This window comes from Bacillus sp. S14(2024) (genome assembly GCF_050473785.1).
Taxonomy (GTDB): Bacteria; Bacillota; Bacilli; order Bacillales; family Bacillaceae_G; genus Bacillus_A; species Bacillus_A yunxiaonensis.
This window is the reverse complement of the sequence record NZ_JBFLUP010000006.1, coordinates 2,390,804-2,413,450: the sequence shown is the minus strand read 5'-3', so window position 1 is coordinate 2,413,450 and position 22,647 is coordinate 2,390,804. Positions and strand designations below refer to the sequence as shown.

Annotated in this window: 18 protein-coding genes; 3 read left to right on the top strand and 15 right to left on the bottom strand. The window is 35.8% G+C overall.

Translation table 11 applies throughout. From position 1 onward, the window contains the following. Nucleotides 1–68 precede the first annotated feature (68 nt). On the bottom strand, nt 69–1,544 hold the full coding sequence (locus tag AB1279_RS12560; RefSeq protein WP_429759086.1) for a S8 family serine peptidase: 1,476 nt from the start codon (nt 1,542–1,544) through the stop codon (nt 69–71). Between the two features lie 378 nt (nt 1,545–1,922). On the opposite strand from AB1279_RS12560, the gene AB1279_RS12555 reads away from it, so the two are divergent. Beyond that, nucleotides 1,923–2,204 carry a hypothetical protein gene (locus tag AB1279_RS12555; RefSeq protein ID WP_429759084.1) on the top strand — a complete coding sequence of 94 codons (282 nt, stop codon included), beginning with the start codon at nt 1,923–1,925 and terminating at the stop codon, nt 2,202–2,204. A gap of 212 nt (nt 2,205–2,416) precedes the next feature. On the opposite strand, the gene AB1279_RS12550 is transcribed toward AB1279_RS12555, so the two are convergent. The 6 genes from AB1279_RS12550 to AB1279_RS12525 form a co-directional block, all read right to left on the bottom strand. Then, nucleotides 2,417–3,232, bottom strand: coding sequence for an MBL fold metallo-hydrolase (locus tag AB1279_RS12550; RefSeq protein WP_429759082.1), 816 nt, complete (start codon nt 3,230–3,232; stop codon nt 2,417–2,419). A gap of 284 nt (nt 3,233–3,516) precedes the next feature. Next, the gene (locus AB1279_RS12545; protein ID WP_336480690.1) at nt 3,517–3,660 is read right to left on the bottom strand and encodes a hypothetical protein; all 144 of its coding nucleotides are present in this window, start codon (nt 3,658–3,660) and stop codon (nt 3,517–3,519) included. A gap of 234 nt (nt 3,661–3,894) precedes the next feature. Next, a complete protein-coding gene (locus AB1279_RS12540) occupies nt 3,895–4,548 on the bottom strand; it encodes a phosphatase PAP2 family protein (protein ID WP_429759080.1) in 654 nt (217 codons plus the stop codon). Nucleotides 4,549–4,933: 385 nt separating this feature from the next. Beyond that, on the bottom strand, nt 4,934–6,292 hold the full coding sequence (locus tag AB1279_RS12535; protein WP_429759078.1) for a HAMP domain-containing sensor histidine kinase: 1,359 nt from the start codon (nt 6,290–6,292) through the stop codon (nt 4,934–4,936). 1 nt (nt 6,293) lies between these two features. Beyond that, on the bottom strand, nt 6,294–6,995 hold the full coding sequence (locus AB1279_RS12530) for a response regulator transcription factor (protein WP_429759076.1): 702 nt from the start codon (nt 6,993–6,995) through the stop codon (nt 6,294–6,296). A gap of 68 nt (nt 6,996–7,063) precedes the next feature. Continuing rightward, nucleotides 7,064–8,353 (bottom strand): VTT domain-containing protein, encoded by a 1,290-nt coding sequence (locus tag AB1279_RS12525; RefSeq protein WP_429759075.1) that lies wholly within the window; start codon nt 8,351–8,353, stop codon nt 7,064–7,066. Between the two features lie 222 nt (nt 8,354–8,575). On the opposite strand from AB1279_RS12525, the gene AB1279_RS12520 reads away from it, so the two are divergent. Continuing rightward, nucleotides 8,576–9,187, top strand: coding sequence for an undecaprenyl-diphosphatase (locus AB1279_RS12520; RefSeq protein ID WP_429759073.1), 612 nt, complete (start codon nt 8,576–8,578; stop codon nt 9,185–9,187). Nucleotides 9,188–9,301: 114 nt separating this feature from the next. After that, nucleotides 9,302–12,424, top strand: a complete 3,123-nt coding sequence (locus AB1279_RS12515; RefSeq protein ID WP_429759071.1) for an efflux RND transporter permease subunit — start codon at nt 9,302–9,304, stop codon at nt 12,422–12,424. A 293-nt stretch (nt 12,425–12,717) separates the two neighbouring features. Here the strand turns inward: AB1279_RS12515 and AB1279_RS12510 are convergent, their stop codons facing one another. The 8 genes from AB1279_RS12510 to AB1279_RS12475 all read right to left on the bottom strand — a co-directional run bounded on the left by AB1279_RS12510 (nt 12,718) and on the right by AB1279_RS12475 (nt 22,574). Continuing rightward, a complete protein-coding gene (locus AB1279_RS12510; RefSeq protein ID WP_429759069.1) occupies nt 12,718–13,140 on the bottom strand; it encodes a YfmQ family protein in 423 nt (140 codons plus the stop codon). 553 nt (nt 13,141–13,693) lie between these two features. Beyond that, nucleotides 13,694–15,265: a SagB family peptide dehydrogenase gene (locus AB1279_RS12505; RefSeq protein WP_429759068.1), complete on the bottom strand. Its 1,572-nt coding sequence runs from the start codon at nt 15,263–15,265 to the stop codon at nt 13,694–13,696. Nucleotides 15,266–15,287: 22 nt separating this feature from the next. Then, nucleotides 15,288–17,231 (bottom strand): TOMM precursor leader peptide-binding protein, encoded by a 1,944-nt coding sequence (locus AB1279_RS12500; RefSeq protein WP_429759067.1) that lies wholly within the window; start codon nt 17,229–17,231, stop codon nt 15,288–15,290. Next, entirely contained in the window at nt 17,228–19,192 is a 1,965-nt protein-coding gene (locus AB1279_RS12495) for a putative thiazole-containing bacteriocin maturation protein (protein ID WP_429759065.1), read from the bottom strand. The genes AB1279_RS12500 and AB1279_RS12495 overlap by 4 nt, the downstream gene beginning before the upstream one ends. Nucleotides 19,193–19,379: 187 nt before the next feature. After that, nucleotides 19,380–19,613 (bottom strand): heterocycloanthracin/sonorensin family bacteriocin, encoded by a 234-nt coding sequence (locus AB1279_RS12490; RefSeq protein ID WP_429749696.1) that lies wholly within the window; start codon nt 19,611–19,613, stop codon nt 19,380–19,382. 537 nt (nt 19,614–20,150) lie between these two features. Further along, a complete protein-coding gene (locus AB1279_RS12485; RefSeq protein WP_429759063.1) occupies nt 20,151–20,468 on the bottom strand; it encodes a heterocycloanthracin/sonorensin family bacteriocin in 318 nt (105 codons plus the stop codon). 346 nt (nt 20,469–20,814) lie between these two features. Next, nucleotides 20,815–21,246, bottom strand: a complete 432-nt coding sequence (locus AB1279_RS12480; RefSeq protein ID WP_429759062.1) for a GNAT family N-acetyltransferase — start codon at nt 21,244–21,246, stop codon at nt 20,815–20,817. 104 nt (nt 21,247–21,350) lie between these two features. Further along, a complete protein-coding gene (locus AB1279_RS12475) occupies nt 21,351–22,574 on the bottom strand; it encodes an MFS transporter (RefSeq protein ID WP_429759061.1) in 1,224 nt (407 codons plus the stop codon). Nucleotides 22,575–22,647: the final 73 nt, after the last annotated feature.

The following is a 22,647-nucleotide window of genomic DNA, read 5'->3' as shown; positions in this document are numbered from 1 at the left end:
AACTGGACTTTTAACATATAATTTACATGCGGGTTAATGAAAACCCTAAAAACTCTCAAGATTCTTTGTTATTTTTTTATATTTAATAACGCGTTATAAATATTTGCTTCACCATCTCCAAATAAAGCATCGTGTCCTGGTTTACCGTAATCTTTTGCTGTTTGTTTAATTAAGTTTGCTACTTGTGCAGGAGAATAGGTTGGATGAGCTGCTTTAATAACCCCGGCAATTCCCGCTACTTTTGGCGAAGCCATTGATGTTCCATGCATTAAAGCATAGTTATGCAGATTTGAGGTGAAATATGGGTTCAAATATGTTGGCCAAGTACTTAATGCACGATAATGGAAGTCACGCTGTGCTAAATTTCCTGTTTCAGCATAAACAGGGCCGTTATCACCGCCTGGTGCCGCTACATCAATAAAGCTGTTTCCATAGTTAGAGTAGAATGCAATTTTATCTTTTGACCATTGATTAGAAGAAGATACAGTGACTACACCCGGAATTTGACCAGGAGTTTCAACAGACGGACCTTTAAAAATAAGGCCCAAGGGTCCGTATTCCTTATTTAAGTAATCTGTTACCATTTTCTTATCATTCATATTCAATGATTCATTTCCAGCTGCAGCCACGACTGTTACATTTTTTTGTACGGCATACTCAATTGCACGCTTCCAAAGAAGAACATCAGCAATATCGCTATATTTTTGACCATTTGAATAGTATTTCAAGCTATCAAATCCACCGATCGACATATTAATAACGTCTACTTTATCATTTGCAGCCGCAACAATAGCGTCTACAATCCAAGCTGTAGGTGCACTCCCCGATTTAGGAAAAACGCGATATGCCTTAATTTTAAGATCCGGCCCAACCCCTTTTAGCTTACCGTTCGCTGCAATTGAACCTGCTACATGAGTTCCATGTCCCCCGCGATCTCTCACATCTTTAGGATTACCTGTTTCAGTTTCATCCTTGTCAGTTCCAGCTGGTACAAAGTTTTGACCGCCGGTATAGTTTTTTATTAAATCAGGATGATTCGCGTCAATACCGCTGTCGATTACACCAACTGTTGCTCCTTTTCCTGTTCCTCCATTAATCTTATAGGATGCGCCGTCATTTGTTATATCTTTTATGTCCCATTGATATTTCCAATAGCTGTCTATATTTTCCGGCTGCGGGATATCAGTTACTGGCTGTCCATCCGCTGCTGCTGGACTTATTTCTTCTTTATCTAAAGCATGAACAATTTCTTTATTCGCAGCTTGGATAGAAGAAACTCCTTTCAAATTATCCAAAAAAGAATCGTTGCTTGATTTTACTTCTAAAGCACCGATGGCAGGAATGGCGCGGAGAACTTGTCCACCTGCATTCGAAATAATAGATTCATAATTGCTTGGTAAATCTTTCTTAAAGGCAATCAAGTAATTCTTTTCTGTTTGAGCTGAGCTGGTTGTTGTTTTTGTTTGTGCTGACACATTGTTTCCTGCTAGAGCGCCGAATGCTAAAGCTGTAGCTAGTGTTACAGAGGCTAACTTAAAATTCATTACAATTCCCCCTAAAAAATTAGTAATGTATGGATAAGATTCTATTCCACATGAGAGATGATAAAACCTCCAATACATTACCTATGTAAAGATTAATTTTTTCCTGTCCCTATCCTTACGAACTAAGTAACTTCTGAGCAACAAACCAGCTAGGAGGAATTGTTGTTGTTCCTCATTTAAAAAAAAGTGGCCTATATAGTGTTTTTTTACGCTTTTTCTTACTACGTACATTATTTTTTATAAATAGATAACCTGTCCAATCAAGAGGATATACCTTTAAATAGAATGGTAAGAGGATTTCCTTCAAAGAGCATCATATTTAGCGCTTTTTTATTCATTCTTGTTTTTATAAACGCTACTTTATGTGTCTATCTACATATGAAGTATGGGTTATTTGGAAAGGAGAGGTTTACAATAGCTTATTCATTCGAGCAATGCATGAATATATGTTTAGAAATTTTAATTGCTCCAGATACAGACATAGAGCTTGCTATTAGTGACTACGATACATGTTCACCAGGGGTTTCAATTGATGGTAACGTAATCATCATTACATTACCGTTAGTTGCATGTGTAGAAATTACAATTGAGGATGATTTTAGTATTTCAGTTGAGCTCATTGGTTCATTAGTCTTTCTTTCTCTTCCTCCATCTAATTAGAAGTAGTACCAGAAAAGCAGTCACCTAATATGATTATTTGGGGACTGCCACATCACGTGTAATTTTCAATTAAGCTGTCTAATCATCAAACATGATACAATTATCTATTAGATTTTCACTCGTTTTTCTGTAGGTGAGTGAGCAGGCAGAATAATACCTTTGATCACCCTTAGATTCCTATTTGTATTACTTCGGGCAAAGAAGAAATGACTTTATAATGTTAACTCTTTTTTGAACAAGGTAAGATTATAATCATGAAATTTTTTCATTGCTTTTGGATAATTATATTTTTTTATGATGTCGTATGTTTCTTCTTGCTTGTCTTCTAGTAGTAATTGTTTCACTTGTAAAATATAATCAATTGACTCGGCTATTCTCTTTTTCATCTCTGTTTTATCATTTGTAAATTCTCCATGTCCTGGTATTAAAATATTAATATCATATTCCTTTATTATAGATTCAAATTTTTTTAAAGTTGTTAAATAGTCATCACTGCTATGATAAATATATGGAAACTCTACATTGGATAAGTAGTCCCCAGCTATTACGATACCAAATGGTTCGATAACTGTAATGATGCCATCTTCAGTATGACCTGGAGCCTGATAAAAATAAAATTTTATGTCTCCTATTTCTAATTCCTCATATTCTTTGCTAATTGAAATATCTACATTTGGAAACTTTATTTCATATCCTCTTGTTAAATAATAGGAATCATCAAAATCTTTAATACTATTGATAATTGATTGCTTGTCGGGGTTATCTTTTAATTTCTGACTTGCAATTACTTTGACGTGAGAAAATGCACCGTAACCTAAAATATGATCAAAATCGGAATGTGTAAAAAGTAAGTAAACGTCTTTATGTTTTTTATTTTTATAAACATAGTTCTGAATTGCATTTACTTCATTAGGTAACCAAGTAGGATCTATAACTAATACCAATTTATCAGTTTCTATAATAACTGCGTTTGTTTGATAAAGAGCGCTTTGAAAGATGGTTATGTGATTATCTTTATACTGAATCATAGTCCTATGCCTCCATTTTAGAATTTTTCGTTTGTTTTGAAGAGATTTAGCTACATATCTCTAAAATCAAAAGAAATAAAAAACAAAAGGAAATTATTTCAAATACTCTACAAAAAGAATAGCATTCTTTTTGTTTGTAAGCTATGAAATCTTATATTTTGTTTCACTGTTTTTCTCTAGCTGAAATATATACACTCTCCTTCTTTTTCTCAGCGACTTATAGTGAATAGTAAAATGAAAAAGAAACCGAAACAATATCGTTTCGGTTTCTTTTTGCTAATTAATTAATATTCTATTTCATCATAATCTTTCGGCTGTGGTACTGGTTGCATATTACTTGCATCTTTTGGATCGCTGTAAATAGCGTTTTCCTCCGTATTTAATTTTCTAATGTTTGTTTTTTTATTAAAATTAGGCTGTTTTTCCATTTGAATCATCTCCTTAACATCTTTTCAAATGTAATTATGTCCTATACTACTCTTTTCTACTCTATTTGAATGATTAGGAGTTAATCCCACATATTTATTCTCTTGTTTTTTACTAATTGTAAAAATACGGTAAATGAAATTAGGCATTGATTTTTATTATCTAATTGTTTTATCCCGTCATCAAAATTCTAAAAAAAAAAGAAGGTTTTGGATAAATCTTTAACGACTTTAATGTTAGTCTTGTTTTGCGCTATAACGTCTTTCTTCATATAACTGATAAGTCCAGATGGAAGCAGCAAGCCAAGATCCGCTAGCTAAGTACCCTCCAAGTACATCACTTGGATAATGAACTCCTAAGTATATACGACTTACGCCAATAGCAATAATCATTGTTGCGCCAATGAAAATTAAAATAATACGGCCAAATGAACTTTTCACATGTCGCCATAGCAAAAAAGTGACGATCCCGTACAAACTAAACGCTGCCATCGAATGACCACTAGGGAAACTGAATCCATTCGCTTCAACAATGCGATGAATAGTTGGTCTAGCACGATGAAATATCATCTTTAATATCCAATTTAGAAGTGCTGACCCAATAACAACCCATCCGAATAAAATCAATTCTCTTCGATGGTGCAAAACCTTATATAAAAACAGGATTATAGCTAACGTAATAAAAACAACGGGTAATCCTGACCCGATAAAAGTACAGAATTTCATGATACTTGTAAGTGTTGGAGATTCCAGTCCTTGAATAAAAGAAATGACGGTATTGTCAAATCCAGCAATTCGCTTATCACTTATAAGCAGTGCAATGAATCCAAATGCACTAGCACATAAGAGACTAATAAAAAATGCACGAGTTAGTTGTAATTTCAATTTCATTTCGTAAAAATAATCCTCCTTAAATACACATGCCTATCATCAATAATGCAGCGATTACAGCAATCATACAAATCATCTTGACTGCAAACAATGATAGATATAGATCCAAATATTTGCCGGCAAATCCGTTATAGCATTAAAGGTGCCTATCACTATACTTCTCTGTCCTTCGGATATAATAAACTTTTTGTCGTCCTTCTGTAAAGGTGCAGTAAAGTCCGTATGAAACAAACTGTATCTAAATGATTGCAAAATCTAAAAATGAGGACAAGGCGTCGGTCAGAAATGGCTAAACGCAAAAAGTGTAGAAATTAAAGAAACCAAATAATACGATGATTGAGGTTTTTAATGTCTATCCTCACTCTTATTTTTTCGTCTCACTACTTTATTCATTCATATAGGAAATAGGTAAAAGCAAGTCCACATCGGTTCCTTTTCCTTCCTCACTTCGTATCTTAATTTCTCCTTTATGCTGTTTCATAATATTTTTTGCGATAGCTAGCCCTAATCCCGTACCTCCTGTCTCTCGACTCCTTGCTTTATCTACCCGGTAAAATCGTTCAAAAATATACTCTATTTCTTCCTTAGGTATACCGATACCAGAATCGCTTACTCGTATAACAGCATAATCTTTATTCTTCTCTAGGAAAATTTCAATTTTGTCAAAACTATATTTGATAGCGTTATCGAGCAATATGATGATGACTTGTTTTATCTTTAACTCATCCATTTTAACCATGATAGGTGCTTGATTGTAATGGAGTGTAATTTCTCTTCTGTAAACGTCTTTGAATTGCTGTAGAATGCTGTGGCATAGTGATACTAAATCAGATGATTTTATTTCTAAAACAGTTTCTTTTTCTGACGCTGCTAAATCCAGTAATGCTTCCGTCATTCTTTGCATTCGAGTTGCTTCTGAGTGGATTGCCTCAATCGCTTCTATTGTCATTTCTTCATTTTTGATGCCTCGTCTTCTTACTAAATTGGCATAACTTCTAATGACTGTAAGAGGGGTCTTTAGTTCATGAGATGCATCCGAAATAAATTGTTTTTGTTTTTCAGAGTTTTCTTGCAGCCTCTTTATCATAAGATTAAAAGCTGTAGCCAATTTTTCAAGCTCATCCTTTGTTTGTTTATGAATAGCGATTGTTTTTGGAACACCGCTTTGTTCAATATCTTCCATCGTTTTAATCATATTGGAAATAGGTCGCATAATAATATTTGACAACCATCTTCCACCAAGAAGAGATAATATAATAGCAATAGCGGAACAAGCAACAAGAATAGATAATAAAATGTCTTTTCTCGTTTCCAGCCCGGTTAATCGCTCGCCAATTTCCAAGGTGCCCATAACATGATTATGCGAAGTTATAGGGACACGGGTAATCAAGATTTGCTCCTCTCGAATTTTGTATAGTTGTGACTCAGATTTTTTAGAGAATTTCCCTTCTATATCAGTTAAATGCTCATCATCTGTGACTTGGCTTATCACATGAGAATCGGGGGTTATAATCCGAATAAAAGAATGGGTAACTAAATATGATTTTAATGTGTCTTCTGTTAGCGTCGTTGTATTTTGTTTATGAAGCTCTTGTATAATATCGTGCGCTTTTTGAAACAGCACTTCTTCTTCCATATTTACAGTTGTTTTCATAAAAGAAAAAAATACAACAACGTTTATAATTAGTAATATACAAAGTAGCCAAGCTGTTGTTAATAAATTAATTTTTGTTGTGATCTTCATCTTATTTCTCCCTTATGGAATACCCTATTCCCCGGATTGTATGAATTAAAGGAGAAGAAAACTCCTCGTCTATCTTCTTTCTAAGATGTCGAATATACACATCGATTACGTTCGTTTCGCCTTCATATTCATATCCCCATACGTGCGTAAGAATGCCTTCACGTGTTACTATCTTGTTTTTATTCGTAAGTAGATATACTAATAAATCATACTCTTTGGGAGTTAGTGAAATGGATTTTTCGTTTCTTGTCACTTCTCTCGTATCAATGTTTATCGATAAATCAGCAATGGATAAAAGAGGTGTTTGTTCATTCAACGAGACACCAGCTGTAATCATAGTGTTCGAACGAATGCTTGAACGTACCCGCGCAAGAAGTTCCTCCATTTCAAACGGTTTTGTAACATAATCATTTGCCCCTTGATCTAAGCCCATGACTTTATCTAATGTTGTATTTCGAGCTGTTAAAAGGATTACTGGTACATAGATATCAGCCTTTCTTAATCGTCGTAACACTTCTATACCGCTCAATTCTGGCAACATTACATCCAGCAAGATTAAATCTAAATTTGCTTGTAAAGCTACTTCTAATCCTGATTTCCCATCATGTTTTACTAATACTTCGTATCCTTCATACTCCAATTCTAACTGTAGTACTCTTGCTATTTGTACTTCATCTTCTACAACTAAAATACGTTTGTTCATAATCTCCTCTTCTTTCTACATTCATTGTCTGACATATTCCCATGAAAACGTTTTGTATGCACGGGACATTAAATTTGTTTATTTACTATAAGGCGCAGCATCTCAAACAGCAAGAAATTCAAGAACATCCACACCCCGCCATATACATATCCACCCACGATATCGCTTGGGAGTATATGAGAAAACGCAATGTTTGCAATTGCTATACAAAGTAAAAGTAAGATACCCAGAAGAGGGACAATAAATTGTATATATTTATTCTTCAGGTGGCGTACAATTAGAAATAAGCAGGTTCCATACACAATGATGGTGATCGTTGCTTTTTCATCCGGAAAAGCAGAAGAATGAATCGTTGCTCCTTTTCCGACAGAATGAAAATATGACAGCCCGTGTAAGACAGTATTACGATACAAAGGCGCTCCAAGTATGGCGATAACGAGTAAAAGGCATTCAAGCCATCTATTCCTTCCTTTTTTCCAAATGGCTAAAATCGTAATAATAATTAGAACACTAAATGCGATAGCTGACTGCAACGGCAAGAATCCTTTCATAATACTTGTCCAACCTGTTTGAAGGATCGAGTGAACAATATATATAGTAACTTCATTAAATTGAGTAAACTCATTATATAAATAATCTTCTGCAAGCCCGAGCATTAAGGTTATCATTCCTAATAAAACTAATGTAAGACTGATAAGAAACACTTCCGTTGCTCGGATTGTTCGAAAATAAGAAATGAGCCGATTAAGCAGTCGTATGAAAAAGTTTTTGATTTGTTTTTTGTAAAATTTGTAAATTAGTAACCCCGCTATGACGATAGCGAGTACAAGAACAATGTAGATGAGATATCGACCGGCCAATTTATGAAAGTCCTGCCAGCGCGGTCCTAATATTTTACCTAGTGTAATAAAGGAAAATCCCCATAAACTCGCCCCTATATATGCTGGAACAACAAAAGTTCGATACGGCATCCTAGAAATACCGGATACGTATCCGGTAAAGTGTCGAACCCCAGGAATGAAATAAGCAAATAGCAACAACTTACTGCCTGATCGTTCCATCCAGGCGGCTGTTTTTTTGTAATTCTTAGGACCAAGGTGAATATACCGCCCATATTTCTTTATCAGTTTATAACCTCCCAACCTTCCGATCCAGTATGTAGCTGTAATTCCGACTCCTCCTGCCGCAATAGCTGTCAGAATGGCTAAAGTGTAATCCATTTTCCCTTGAAACACACAGTATCCGGCATAACTCATAAAGAATTCAGCCGAAATCGGAATCGCAAGCAGTTCAAGTGCAATAACAGAGAATAAAATAATGTAACTGTGATGCTGAAATATTGAAATAAAATGTTCCATGTCATTCCTCCGAGCCTCATTCTTTTTTTGTATTTATTTTCATTTATAAACTACTATAGCACTAAATTCTCGGTTCCTTTTCATTTTTAATTCATTTTTAATGTAATTTTCATAGGATGTTCAGCTTCTCACGATACACTTAGTATACACATTTTTGGTGAACTTGCGTTTTTCATCTTCCTACATAAGACACCAAAACCTATAAATAAGGAGCTGAACAATATGAACTTTGAAATATTTCAATGGATTAACGATTTAGCCGGCCGCTCCTCTTTTCTAGATAGAGGTATGATATTCATCACTAATAGCGTCCCTTATGTCGTAATCGCATTTATGTTATTTCTATGGTTTACTGCAAAAAAAGAAAAAAGAGCAGAGAAACAATATACAGCTATATACATTGTCTTTTCTTGCTTACTTGGATTGTCCATAAACGCAATCCTTCACCTTTTCTATTATCATCCACGTCCATTCGTGGCACATCATGTTCATCAATTAATACCGCATCCGGCTGACTCTTCATTTGTAAGTGATCACTCGGTATTAGTATTTTCTATAGCATGTACGCTGTTGCTGCGAAACGATTCGTGGAAATATCCCGTATTAGTATGGGCTATCATTGTTGGCATTTCCCGCGTATTCGTCGGAGTCCATTATCCTGCAGATGTGATTGGCGGCGCCCTTGTTTCATATGGGACAAGCATATTGGTTATGCAGTTCTCCCAAAAATTGGAGCCGTTAGTGCAAGTCGTGTTCTCTCTATATAGGAAAGTAACGGAACATATCCCTTTCCTAGCTAAATACAGCCATAAAGATTTAAGTCCAGAAAGATAAGGATATTTCTAATAAAAAATAGGCTGCAATAGGAACGCAAGATCCTATGATTACTAGAGAACTGCAATTTTTTAAAAAATTCGATTTACATGAATGAAACGAGGAGGTAAGAGAATGAAAAAGATTGTTGAGGGATCGATGCAACGAGGCATATTAATGATTGTTTGTGCCCTCATTATATTGGCTTGGGGAGGCATTTCTGCTTTCCAGATGCAGCGCGACTACTTACCAGGAATTAACAATACTACTCTTACAGTAAGTATGCGTGTTCCTGCGGAGCAAGCAGATCAAATCAAGAAAGAGATTACAGACCCGCTTGCAAGTGCTGCTCAAACTGTAGACGGATTAGCGAACGTAGAGACAACCTCTTACGATGGCGGTTTGTTTATGAGTTTGTATTTTCCTATGAATTTTAACATGAAGAAAGCAGAAGACGAAGTAAACAAAGCGCTGGCAAATGCACAGTTACCGCCTACTGTTACAGCGAAACCAACTGTGACAAGAATAACTACAAGTTCATTTCCTGTTTTAACGTATAGCTTAACAAGCTCTAAGTTTAATGAACAAGAACTGCGCTCTAACGTACAACAAGACATTGTAAAACAACTCAAATCCGTACCAGGTGTTTCAGATGTGAGCGTCTTTGGCGGAGCAAAGGATGGATTTGTATTAAACGTACGCATGAAGGATTTAGCAAAAAACGAACTAACGCTAGATGATGTAAATAAATCTTTAGCTACATCCCTTCCAAGTTTACCAAAAGGAACAATGCTAAATAATCAATTATCCATTCCAGTAAGCTTTGATGGGTTAACACTAGATGAACAACAAATAAAAAATGTACCTGTTAAAAATGCAGAAGGGAAAACTGTACCGTTATCAGCGATTGCAGATATCTCTCGTTCCCTAAATGATGTGAAGACTGTGTCTAGAACAAATGGTCAAGCTAGCGTAGTGCTAAATGTCATTAAAACTCCTTCTGCTAATATTACAGACGTAGCACAACAGGTAAAAGATCGAGTACAACATCTTGATTCCGTTAAAAATGGTAACGTTTCAATGCAAGTATTATTGGATCGCGAACAGGAGTTAAATAGTTCCTTATTCGGATTAGTTCGAGAAGGATTACTCGGCTGTTTATTCTCCATGATCTGTGTATTTTTCTTTTTCCGTAACGTTCGATCCACTTTGCTTATCGCAATCTCATTGCCGATTTCCCTTTTGGCAACAACTGCGATATTAAAATCTATGGGTATCACGTTAAATATTTTAACAGTTTCCGGTTTGATTGTAGCGATGGGACGAATTGTGGATGATTCGATTGTCATTTTGGATAACATGTACCGTAAAAGAGAAGAATCAAAAGAGAAATCTTTACTCTCATTACTAGGGTCTGCGGTAACAGAAATGTTACCTGCGATTCTCGCATCCACTTTAACAACTATCGCAGTATATATACCGATCACCATGGTAGGAGGTATGATCAGTGCATCTTACAGTGGATTTGCTTGGTCAGTAGTCATTGCGCTTATTACTTCATTCTTTGTTGCGATGTTCGTCATCCCAGCTTTAGCATTCATGGGTTGGAAAGGTGCTCCATCCAATAAAAAATCAGTAAGCATAGAGCCGAAGATGAAGCCGGTTTTACAATCTGCTTTAAAACATAAAAAAACAATGGTGTTTGGATCTGTTATTATCTTTGTGTTCGCAGCCATTTATGCTGCTTTCCTTCCAATTAACTTTTTGCCAAGCGCTAAATCTGGTCAAATTGCCGTTAAGGTAGAATTACCAAAAGGAAGCACATTACCAGAAGTAGATGCAGAAGTTCAAAAAGTGGAACAAACTTTAAAAGAAAATCCAAAGGTAAAATCGTATTCTTCTAGCTTTGGTTCCACTATGACTCCTCAAAGTGATGATGTGTTCGACCAAGGAGGAGGATTTATTCAAAGTCCAAATGTCGCGAATCTCTCTGTTGCATTGAAAAATGATAAGGATGCAGATTCTGTTATTCAAAATTTGCAATCTCAATTGCCGCATCTTTCCGATAAAGTAGCCTATACCGTAACTAGTCAAAATATCTCTGGTGATGATTCACAAATGAAACTATTGCTGACTGGCGCAGACCAAGTTACACTCGATCAAACGGCTCAAAAGGTAAGAACGGAGTTAGCAAAAATACCTGGATTAAGCGTAGATGGAAAAGTAGATTTAACAAATGGATTACCTAAATATAAAGTAACTTTAAATCGTTCAGCTATTGAACAACAAGGTGTGAATGTTGCCGACATCCTAAAAGTAGTAAACAGATATATGGCACAAGCGAAGGATGCAACGATTACCATTGATCACAAGAACCTTCCAGTAGACGTATATTTAGATCAAATTGCTTCTGGACAGGATTCAAAGGTTCAAATCAATGCTTCGCCAAGTGATGTAATGACTTCATTAGGATCTGAAACGTTCCAAACGAAAAATGGAAATAGTGTAAGATTTGACCAGCTAGCAACGATTACAAAAGATGCATCTCCGTCTACAATCAGTGAGCGAGATGGCCAACCATTTTCTACCGTTACAGCTCAAATTACTTCAAATGACATTAACAAAGTTTCAGGCCAAGTAGATCAAACACTGCAAAACATGAAGCTTCCGAATGGTGTAAGTTATTCTATAGGTGGTATATCAGAACAAGTCAAACAAATGATTTTTGATATGTCCGTTGCTATAGCGTTCTCCATTTTGTTAGTGTTACTGATTATTTCATCAGTATTTAAAGGTTGGAGAGCTCCATTAGCTGTGCTACTCAGCATCCCTCTTGCCTTAAGTGGTGTCGTAGTTGCACTAGTGCTATTCGGCGGGGAGTGGAACTTAGCGGCCTTAATTGGGGTACTTATGTTGACGGGAATCGTGGTAACGAACGGAATTGTATTAATCGACAAAATCGAACGAAATCGAAAAGAAGGAATGCCTATTAAAGAGGCTGTTTTGAATGGTAGCCTTTCAAGGATTAGACCAATTTTAATGACAGCAGCAGCAACAATCCTTACTTTGTTACCACTTGCATTTTCTCATAATGCGGATACGGTTATTTCTCAAACATTAGGTATCGTGGTTATAGGAGGAATGGTAACATCAACAATTAACAGTTTTATTATCATTCCAATTATTTATGAGTGGCTTCATAAGAAGTCCGCTCAAAGTAAAATAGAAGTAACAAAGGATGTTAAACACTTATCCTAAACATTATAGAAATACTGTCAATAAAAATAGATTTTTTAAAAGAAAATTTTGTTCCTCTAATTTAAAGAAACAAAAGCCTCAAAAACTGTAGTTTTTGAGGCTTTTGTATTTTAAGAATGTAATATCACAAAGAGATGAAAGTACTGGAACACTCCATTGTGAATTTTTCTTGCAAACTATGAGAACTACTTCCTCTGTCATTCAATTCATTTACGATTGGTAAAAATGTAAAAAATTAACTTATCAGTATTTATAATGAATTTTAAAAAAAGACCGTCTCATTGACGATCTTTTTAAACTACATCTCCCGTTACTAACATAGACTTTTTTTGAAGGCCATCGGAACGCAGGCTGTACGCGACTACTTTCTTCTTGTATTGTCTGAACACATCAACGTGATCATCATAGCTGTATACAGAAAACCGAACATCCTTTTTTCCCCTCTTAGTATCAATTACAACTGGAGTCCCACTGCTCTGTGGGGGAAAGTAATATTTATCTAAAAATAACGCTTCGTTAAAATGAGTAATAACTTTAATTTTTTCTTCATTTTGTAAGCGTTTTCCGTCGAATGTTACAGTGACACTCGCATCATCAAGCGTTGGATGCAATTCAAATTTGCTGACAAATGAGTCTACAACAGAGGTTGGAATAGATGTCACTATTATTTTAATCAAACCAAAAATAATCAACGAAACTATAAACCAGGTCGTCATATTTTATCATCTCCGTTACGTTTTAAAATAATATCATTACATAACTAATATTACCATAGTGCAAATAGTTAAATTTTGTACATTATGTGAATTTTGATAAGGTTATGAGGGAATGTCAATGGTAAATCATGGTTACGCCTATGGCCTTTGATATTTTAGGCATCGTATACAATTGTTCTTTGCCACACTATCATGCAGCTTAATTAAAAAATGGAACCTCCCGCTTAAACTAAAATTAATCTTATATAATCTTAGTTTGGCTTGATGTGCATTTAGTGCTATCCCTATATAAAGTGTTTTCTACATAAAAAAGCTTGCATTCATTTCATGCAAGCGATCTGAGATTCCTTATAAAGTGAAACTTTCATCAGTGGGGATTTTCTTCATCCCCCACTGATTATTAGCCCTAACCAATCGGGCGCATGCTAGCAGTTTATCTCCCACCGAACATTCTAGCCACTGGAGATGGACAATGCTTTCACCGAATTTTGAAGCGGGAGTATTACTGCCCGTTAAGACGGGGTAAATTAGGCTATTTTTAATTGGTAACAATTTAACAATGCAAACTCCCTTTCAACCAAGGACGTTGCCGATAGAAACCAATCGGTATCTGGATTAGGCTCGTTTTTTCTTCTGAACTTATCTTATAAATTTCATCGCACACGTTAACATCGAACCCAAGAAGCGGGTGTCCTCCTAGCCCAAGGGCAGAAGCTGCTAACAATAATTTTTGTACAAGGATGCCTGCTTCCATCTGTTGAATGCGATATCCTCTATATCCAAGTGCTGTTTTGAGATGATTTTTATCCCCTACTACATGTAGACAAAGCGGCACTTGGAATAGATTCACATTGTGGAATGTCATCCCGCTTTGCAGTAAAAGTCGATAATCTCCAAGCTGTATTTGTCGTAATGTATGAGCATCACTGTCATAATGATAAACGCCGTTTGGGATACCTTCAACGCCAAATACACATACATACATTGAGACTCGGGTCATGCGTGCTTCGTACGTTTCATCCAAATCGTTTTGATAGGTAAAGGAAGCAGTTGCTTCATATAATAACTTAGTCAATTGTTCTTGATTTATTTTCCTAAAAGTAAAATCCATGTCCGGTGAAAATCGATTTTGGCACGCCGATGCTAAGTCGTAGGACATTCGCTTTATACGTGGAAGAACTAACGCTTGACCATCACGCATTTTATTTGTTTCACTCTTGATTTTTTGAAACAAACGTGTAGATTCAAGCATAGATGCTTCATTCATTTGAATCACCATCGGATACTCCGCAATCTTTCGTGATCGGACATAGTGATTATGATGAATAACTGGTAATTCTTCACATAATTGAGCAGCAGAGACTTCCTTATTTATAGCATCATCTTCATTATTAAACCGCGGGGTTACAGAATTTACCGATAGAGGGATAACTGCATACGCACTCTCCTCTTTTTCGGATAAACCAAGTAAATGATTGATGGCCCGGTCTAGAAATTGAAAATGCACGCTTGATGTGAATTCAAATTTTTTTGCCACTTCTAGCAATTGTCCTATTAACACGCCTGCATCCAATCCTTGCAGACGATAAGAAAAGTTATGGTATTTAAAGAAGTTTTTCCAAAACATTGTCGATACAAAAACAACACCAAAACAAGTGGATATGTCACAACTATTTCCAAGAGCCCGCGTTACATAGGAATCAAAATGACCTTCTCTTATTAACACTAAGCGGTGGTGTGCCACATCATAGTGATAAATCCCAACAGGCACATTTTCTGTCTTTAAATATATATACAATTCATTTGGATATAAGCCTCCACCCGAGGGAACAAATCTCCGATACGACTGCATAAAATTTATTTCTGGTGTTGGTAAGGTTGACTGACAGAATTGAGTAATCCCAAATACGTACCAGAGAAAATGACCGATTTCGCGAAGATTTGGTTCTGTTGATAATTCGAAATTTTCAAGTGTCAGTGTTACTTCTGAAGATAACGGAATTCCTGGTAAGCCCCGATAAAGCTTATATGAAAGTGGACCGTCTTCCCAATCCACCTCCCAAGTCGAAGATGTTGATTCGTCGGTGTTAAAATGTAAATTGTTTAAAAATGTCTCTAAACTCATCCTTCTCCCTCCTAATCATCACTTACGCAAACGGATGCGGATGTGGATTGAGTTGTTCAAACGTTAGCGCTTGCTTCGTATACCCAAGTTCCATTGGTACCCGTAATACTCTCTCTAGACCTGTTAAGCGCGTAAGATGGTGCCCAAATGTCATTGGCAACATTCCTGGAATGAGTACTTTCACACAATGTAATCCATTTCGCATTATTTCTGGTGTTGTCTGATCTACTACAATCACATCGAAGTTTAACTGGTGCAACAACTGAAGCATTTCTCTTAAATCATCTGTCAAATCCGCATGTCTCGTTTTCTGTTTGAATGCCTCAGCAAATATTTGTAACGGACAATTCTTATCTAGCAAAAACTGAAACCGTTCTTCTGCTTCTGGCAAACCGCATACCATAGGATGGTCAGGCATTTGCTTCACGAGGGAAGGATTATGGAACATCTGTACATATTTCTTACGATTCGCCTCAAATTCATTATCAAGCGTTAACATCATGCCAGCTAATTCATATATTGCACTTTTCGTTGCCCGTACCGGATCTAAATGAGCTCCAGCTGCACAGATAATATTTATTCCCTTCTCCTTTCTGTTTTTTGCCAGTGCCCAGATACTTGGAATTCCGTGCTCCATGGTCGAGTTAAACAAATGTATATCATATCCCCCTACTGCACGCACGCGTTCTATCATCAACTGCAACTCTTGATCATGGACAGAAGAAAGATCAAGACGCGGGAGAGGAAGCTGAGCATACCAAGTTAACAAAAATGAATCGCGCTCAATTATTTCCAAAATGCCATAAAAAATTGCTTCCTCTAAACTGCCACCCAATGCACAACCATTGGAAGTTTCATAAACAAAACCATCTCTACCGCCTAAACTATAATAAGCAAGTAGTTCTGGAACTAAAATTGGACGTTCTTGCAAAAATGAATAACCCCATACCCAATTCATTGGACGATCTGGATGAAACGGTTTAAATGGAAAATTAGGCTGCATATATTGTTCCTTTGCATGTACACCCACTTCAAGGGGATTAAGTGCTTGATGAGCTAAATTACGGAATGTGTCCTGAATAACTGTACGTTTCCCCCGAGGTTCTAGACCGCAATATCGTTCTAATCCTTCTAAAATAGCCGTTAATTCACTAGTTGCATATGAATGGGTACGGCCAGCTGTTACTTCATTTCCAAAGAGAAACGGAAGATTTACAGTTACCTCCGCAAATGGAGGTGTAAGGTTATACATTTTAGCATTTAAAAACCCAGTTTCATAATCTAGATAATCCTTGGCTAATACTTTACTAAGTTCAGAGATCGAACGACAACGATAATCATTTAAATTAATCTTCGGGCTTGATTGTAATGAAATCTCGGCTAAATTTGATGAATCATTAAGCAATTGACTACAATTCGAGCATAAAGGATGAGGTAGAAAAAAATGATATGAGCTTTTCAATGTTTGTAAATTAACGAAAAACATGTGACCTTCTGATCGTGCATGATCATCTTGCAAAATGCACCGTACTTCTTCTAACAAAATATGCGTCATCTGTAATAATCCATTCCTTGATGCCCATGTGTCTCGAGGCATTTCCTTTTTTGTTGTTAGGCTCTGTGATATCTTCCACATCTCTTTAGAATCATTTCCTGCGAAAGTACGGCGTATATCTGCACATTGGGAACACCCTGGTGTACCGGGACGAACTAGTGGACCTATTATTCCTTCTCCGAATGAAACGAAGGCTCGCAGCCAAGGAATATTCGTTGATTGAAGTATACGTTCTGCTTCTACATGAAAAGAAGGATTCCAAGTATCGTGTAATAGGAGAACTAAATCAGTTGTTGCGGGTATTTTTAGATCAAAGTCAGTGTGTTGATTGATTTCATATTGGACAGATAATTCTTCATATACGTGATTTGCCAATAGTCCCTCTCCAATAATTAAAATGGAGGTGCTCATTGGGATTCCTCCTCTCCCAATAATACTCCAAATATTCCTGCAAATTCCTCCTTCCAGACTGCTTCTAGCGTTATTTCAAATACACAGAGCCGTTTTCCGTTCTGTTTTAGTATCTGTTCAGCAGATTGTAATATTTCTAATTGTGTCTTGTCTTCGTAAGAAGAAATAACGAAATGCAATGGCGTTTTATCTGGTAATAAAACTGATGAAGACTCTAATGCTTGTGATGTAAGACAATCATCACAATTTTGTGCTTCTATAAGTGCCTGCTGTAATGCATTTCGCAGTGCAATAGTTATATCGAATCCTACACTTCCGTACCAACGATTATTCGTGCCGACCCATATAACAGGAAAATCGAAAATGGGTTCTCCAAAAGCGATTGTGGGTGTTCCTTGCAGAGTGGTAAGTGCTTGCAAATAAAAGCGGCAGCGCTCATCTTCTATTGCGTCTAATTCTACCCGAGAAATAGCAATATTTTGACTCATTTGTCTTTTATGAAATTCTTCATTCAAACACTTTTGTAATCCTCGTAAAACACATTCTGAAATTGTTTTTCCGGTTCCAATTCCTATAATCTTTTGTGAATCTGTCATAGTTTTCTTTATTTGCGGATGTTCGGAAAGTTTTGAAACAAGTAAGCTAGCCATTTGTGACATATAAGTCTCAACTCCGGCTAATCCAGCTTCGTACCTTGCTTCCATATGTGTTAAACCTGTACAAATCATATCTGGTAATAATTCAGCAGGCCCTTCTGACAGCGGATCAACTGCTTGAATACGACATTGAGCCAATGGCAGCTGTTTCAAGTCCCCTGCTTCCCAAATATGAAAAATCCCTGCTTCTTTTGATACAAGGTAATTCAAGTTCGGAATAGATTCATTCAATTCGTTTTTATTTGCGTTCTGTTTGATTCTCGTATGGAAATCCCGAACCCATTCAATTTCCATTTTCTCAGTTACTAAAGGATGAGGCAGAAATGAATGCCAGTTTCCTTCCAACGTTTCGGAATTTAGCAGAAAAAATTGATTCGTTTGGGTGGAGCTCGTTACATCTGTAACATTCTTAAACAGTTCAAATACAATTACATTTGCTAACATTGCTTCTGTTGTAGAAGAAAAAGTGTGTTCTTGAGAAGTTTTAGAAAATGCAGACTTGTGTATACGTCGCCAAGCTGATTCCCAGCAAGCATCACTTTCTGGGTGTACGAGTGGCCCGGCTAATCCGACTCCTTGCATATATATTGCGGGGATGAATATCTTTTTTTCTTCTTTACAAATGGAATGAAGAATTTTTAATTCCTCTATGTCTTCTTCTTGTGTTACATACAAAATTGTATGAAATGGCTGCAAAGCCCTTTTTAAAATATTTACTTTTTCTTTTTGCGGAAAAATTTCTTCGACCCTCACTTCGGGGTCTGTTTTTTGGGCATGTTCTATTAATTCTTTTATTCGTCTCTGATTGGTTGATACTGGATCAGTAATCATCATATGAAATTTCGGTAACCCAGATTCAAGTAATGCGGAAATAAGAGAAACAAAAAAAGAACCAGAGCCAACAACCAATACTTTCGTTTGGCGATAAGATTGAAAACGATATGCACCTGAAACGCCGAGGTTATCTAAAAATTCAATTTGAGATGCATATTTTTGGAGAATGTTTTCTGGTAATTGGTGTGGATGATCTTCACTTATATCTGTTGCAAATTCATTTTGGTACAGTATTTCTGCTATTTCAAATACTCGCTTTCGATACGGCTCAGATAAGCCATCTGTCAAATTTCCTAATGTGTATTCTCCATTGAACATTGGTATCAGTTTTTCAATCCATTGGTTGATAGATTTCCCTTCCATTCGGAAAGAACTGGCATTATTTCTAAAATACACTTCTCCTTTTGGATCAGAGAGAAAAAAAGTATCTCTTTTCATTTTCAAACGTGTAGAAGCGTTTAATTTTGTCATTGTACTCCTCCTTCTCTGTTCATTGTTCTTGAATAAGTGTGATAACTTCCGTCATAACAATTTTATGTATCCTATTTTTTCTTATGTCAAATGGAAAAGTGAAGAACAGTTCAAGAAAAGTGTTTCTGCAACAAAAATCATGTAGCAACACTTTTCTTGAAATAAAATTTCCGTTAACAAATCAATATTAAATAAACCAGAACAATGAGCATCCGAAGCAACCACCACAACCACCGCATCCAAAGCATCCAAATCCTCCGCAACGACCACATCCTCCGCAACGGCCACATCCTCCGCAACGACGAGTATAGTCCTCATCAATATAGTATGAATATGGAATTTGGCTATCCCAGTATACGACATTTCCAGTTTGATAATTATTCAGATTTAACGCTTGTAATTCATGTTGAAAATTATTCATTTCATAACCCCCCATGTAAATAATTAGCAAGCCATAATAAAAATACGTCCTGTAATAGGTAGGACAATAGTTTTTTGAATGCACTCTTCAACAAAGTATGACCTATAATTAGGTATTGTAACTTGTTCAAATGCCTAATTTGGGGTTATATAAAAATAATTCTAAGAGTGTGAATATAAAAATTTCCCGAAATAAAATAAGGAATATAAATATACCAATATCAAAAAACAAGTATACAGCAAATCGTTTGGAGTATTAGAGGGAGATTATAAAGGAATACATTTGTTTTCCTTGTCTGTACTTTTTCGAAAAACAAAAAAAACACAGCTTATGTGTGTTCTCAAGTCTATAATTTCATTAACAATGTTTTTATATCATATTGCTTTAAGCACCAATTATATTTATCTATAATCTGTTTAGAAACCGCAGCTAAATCTACTACTTCTTGAAATCCGTGTTTACTATAAAAAGGTTTTAAATGTTCATATGGAATACAATATACATTTTGAATTTGAAGTTTCAATTAAAAAATAGAAATTAAATAAAGCATACTCCGTCCCAGCAGAATCCGCCGCCACAACCACCACAACCACCACAGCCACCACAACCGCCACATCCAAAGCCAATGCATCCAAAACATCCAAAGCATCCGAATCCGCAGCGACCAAATCCTCCACAACGACCGAATCCTCCGCAACGACCGAATCCTCCGCAACGACCACATCCTCCGCAACGGCGAGTATAGTCCTCATCAATATAGTATGGATAAGGACTTTGGCTATCCCAGTATACGACATTTCCAGTATGATAATCATTCAAATTTAACGTTTGTAGTTCTTGTTGAAAATTATTCATTTTATAACCCCCATGTATTTTTTTAGCGAGCCATAATGAAAATACGTCCCGCAATAAGTAAGGCGATAGATTATTGTGAATGCACTCACCAACAAAATATGACCTACAATTAGGTATTGTAACTTGTTCAAATGCCTAATTTGGGGTTATGTAAAAACAATTCTAAGAGTGTAAATATAAAAATTTTCCGAAATAAAATAAGGAATATAAATATATCAGTATCGAGAAACAAGAATACAGCAAATCGTTTGGAGTATTAGAGGGAGATTATAAAGGAATACATTTGTTTTCCTTGTCTGTACTTTTTCGAAAAACAAAAAAACACAGCTTATGTGTGTTCTCAAGTCTATAATTTCATTAACAATGTTTTTATATCATACTGCTTTAAGCACCAATTATACTTATCTATAATCTGTTTAGGAACCGCAGCTAAATCTACTACTTCTTGAAATCCATGATTACTATAAAAAGGTTTTAAATGTTCAAATGGAATGCAATAAACATTTTGAATTTGAAGTTTCTGAGCTTCCTTAATAAGAAATGCAACGATACTATCAGCAATTTTATTTCCTCTATAGTCTTCTAACGTATATATTCCACCCATTTCAAAATTGTTTTCATCAAATTTTACTAACCTTCCTAAGCCGGCTTTTTGACCATTAAAATACGCAATTCCAATCTCTTCATTATCTAAATGTGATGGCGCAAAATTAACCTTTTTATATTGAAAATTAATCCATTGTAAATCATCTTGGCTCGCCTTTAGTATATATAGCATTGTGTTTACCTCCGAGATATAAAATCATTTCAAGCTACTTCCAATCATACATTTTAATACTGTATATACCCCAAAAGCGTATTGTACGCTTTTGGGGTGATTTTTTACTCTATATTTCGATTCATTGAATGATGTACTGTAATATCCTTTTTAACACTTTTAATCGGTAAAAACGTTCCAATACATGCAATACATGCACAACCAGCAAATACAAATGGTAATGTATGAACAGCTAAGAATGATAGTGTTCCGAAAATAGCAAGATCCAATATCGAATCTAGTATAGACAGTAACGAAATCGTTGTTGCTCGTACATGAGATGGAATAATGTCATTACTAAGCTGCGAATAAATCGGATATCGAATGGCACGTACAAACCGTAAAATAAAGAACGCTCCTAATACGATCCACAGTGTATTTCCATAAAACGTTGATAAAAGCAGCCCTAAAACAGCTAAACCACCTGTTACATTCATTAATACTATACGTGAGAATTTGCTAGTAAGCCATCCGATTGATATTGAAGAAAAGTATCCAAGGATGGCAGCTAAAGCGTACATAATACCAATTGCAAATACAGGAAGACCTGCGTTTGTAAATAATGGTTGGTTAAATGTATCATATACTGCACTTGCCGGAATGAACACAAGAGAGACGTTTAAAAACATAACGAGTAATTGTGGTGCTTTACGAATTACCTTTATTCCTTCGATTACTTGTGAAAAAGATTCTTCCCTGTAAGATGATAGTTTCTTTGGGCTTTTAATAAAAAATAATAAAACAAGTTCTATCAGATGAAATAATATTCCGAGTACAATTAAAATTGTAAATTGTTCTTCGCGTAAATCTTTAGCAAAATACGAACCGAAGATTACTGCGATTAACATTGAAATAAAGCCTGCGGATTGGATTTTCCCCATTACTTTATCCATTAAATGGTGCTCGTCTGTTTCCTTTAATGACTCATAAATTAACGCTTCGTCTGCACCAGAGAAAAATGTAACCGAAAAACCGTTCAATAAACTATATAGACAAAATAGCCATAGATTATCTGCAAATAATAAAATAGAAATACTAAACGTTTTTATGATAGAGCCTGTTAAGAATGACAACTTTGCACCGAATCGATCAGCAAAAATACCTGTTGGTAATTCTCCAACAAGTACAGCCCCACTCCAACACATGAGTACAACAAATATATTTGTTGCTGTTAAGCCTCTTTCCATATAAAAAAGTGTCATTACTGGTTGTAAAAAACTAATCGTCCCAAAAAATTGCACCCAAAATAAAATTTCAATGTTATGTGACGCGATTGTTCGTTTCTTCAAATGTTCTCCTACTTTCCACTATTCATTTTTTATGATGTTTTTCGGAAGTAGGAGTGTTATCTTGCGTTAGTTG

What these genes read in the sequence shown, in the direction of transcription:
- AB1279_RS12560 (WP_429759086.1), bottom strand. Translation starts at nt 1,544, where the DNA reads ATGAATTTTAAGTTAGCCTCTGTAACACTAGCTACAGCTTTAGCATTC.
- AB1279_RS12555 (WP_429759084.1), top strand. Translation starts at nt 1,923, where the DNA reads ATGAAGTATGGGTTATTTGGAAAGGAGAGGTTTACAATAGCTTATTCA.
- AB1279_RS12550 (WP_429759082.1), bottom strand. Translation starts at nt 3,232, where the DNA reads ATGATTCAGTATAAAGATAATCACATAACCATCTTTCAAAGCGCTCTT.
- AB1279_RS12545 (WP_336480690.1), bottom strand. Translation starts at nt 3,660, where the DNA reads ATGGAAAAACAGCCTAATTTTAATAAAAAAACAAACATTAGAAAATTA.
- AB1279_RS12540 (WP_429759080.1), bottom strand. Translation starts at nt 4,548, where the DNA reads ATGAAATTGAAATTACAACTAACTCGTGCATTTTTTATTAGTCTCTTA.
- AB1279_RS12535 (WP_429759078.1), bottom strand. Translation starts at nt 6,292, where the DNA reads ATGAAGATCACAACAAAAATTAATTTATTAACAACAGCTTGGCTACTT.
- AB1279_RS12530 (WP_429759076.1), bottom strand. Translation starts at nt 6,995, where the DNA reads ATGAACAAACGTATTTTAGTTGTAGAAGATGAAGTACAAATAGCAAGA.
- AB1279_RS12525 (WP_429759075.1), bottom strand. Translation starts at nt 8,353, where the DNA reads ATGGAACATTTTATTTCAATATTTCAGCATCACAGTTACATTATTTTA.
- AB1279_RS12520 (WP_429759073.1), top strand. Translation starts at nt 8,576, where the DNA reads ATGAACTTTGAAATATTTCAATGGATTAACGATTTAGCCGGCCGCTCC.
- AB1279_RS12515 (WP_429759071.1), top strand. Translation starts at nt 9,302, where the DNA reads ATGAAAAAGATTGTTGAGGGATCGATGCAACGAGGCATATTAATGATT.
- AB1279_RS12510 (WP_429759069.1), bottom strand. Translation starts at nt 13,140, where the DNA reads ATGACGACCTGGTTTATAGTTTCGTTGATTATTTTTGGTTTGATTAAA.
- AB1279_RS12505 (WP_429759068.1), bottom strand. Translation starts at nt 15,265, where the DNA reads ATGAGTTTAGAGACATTTTTAAACAATTTACATTTTAACACCGACGAA.
- AB1279_RS12500 (WP_429759067.1), bottom strand. Translation starts at nt 17,231, where the DNA reads ATGAGCACCTCCATTTTAATTATTGGAGAGGGACTATTGGCAAATCAC.
- AB1279_RS12495 (WP_429759065.1), bottom strand. Translation starts at nt 19,192, where the DNA reads ATGACAAAATTAAACGCTTCTACACGTTTGAAAATGAAAAGAGATACT.
- AB1279_RS12490 (WP_429749696.1), bottom strand. Translation starts at nt 19,613, where the DNA reads ATGAATAATTTTCAACATGAATTACAAGCGTTAAATCTGAATAATTAT.
- AB1279_RS12485 (WP_429759063.1), bottom strand. Translation starts at nt 20,468, where the DNA reads ATGAATAATTTTCAACAAGAACTACAAACGTTAAATTTGAATGATTAT.
- AB1279_RS12480 (WP_429759062.1), bottom strand. Translation starts at nt 21,246, where the DNA reads ATGCTATATATACTAAAGGCGAGCCAAGATGATTTACAATGGATTAAT.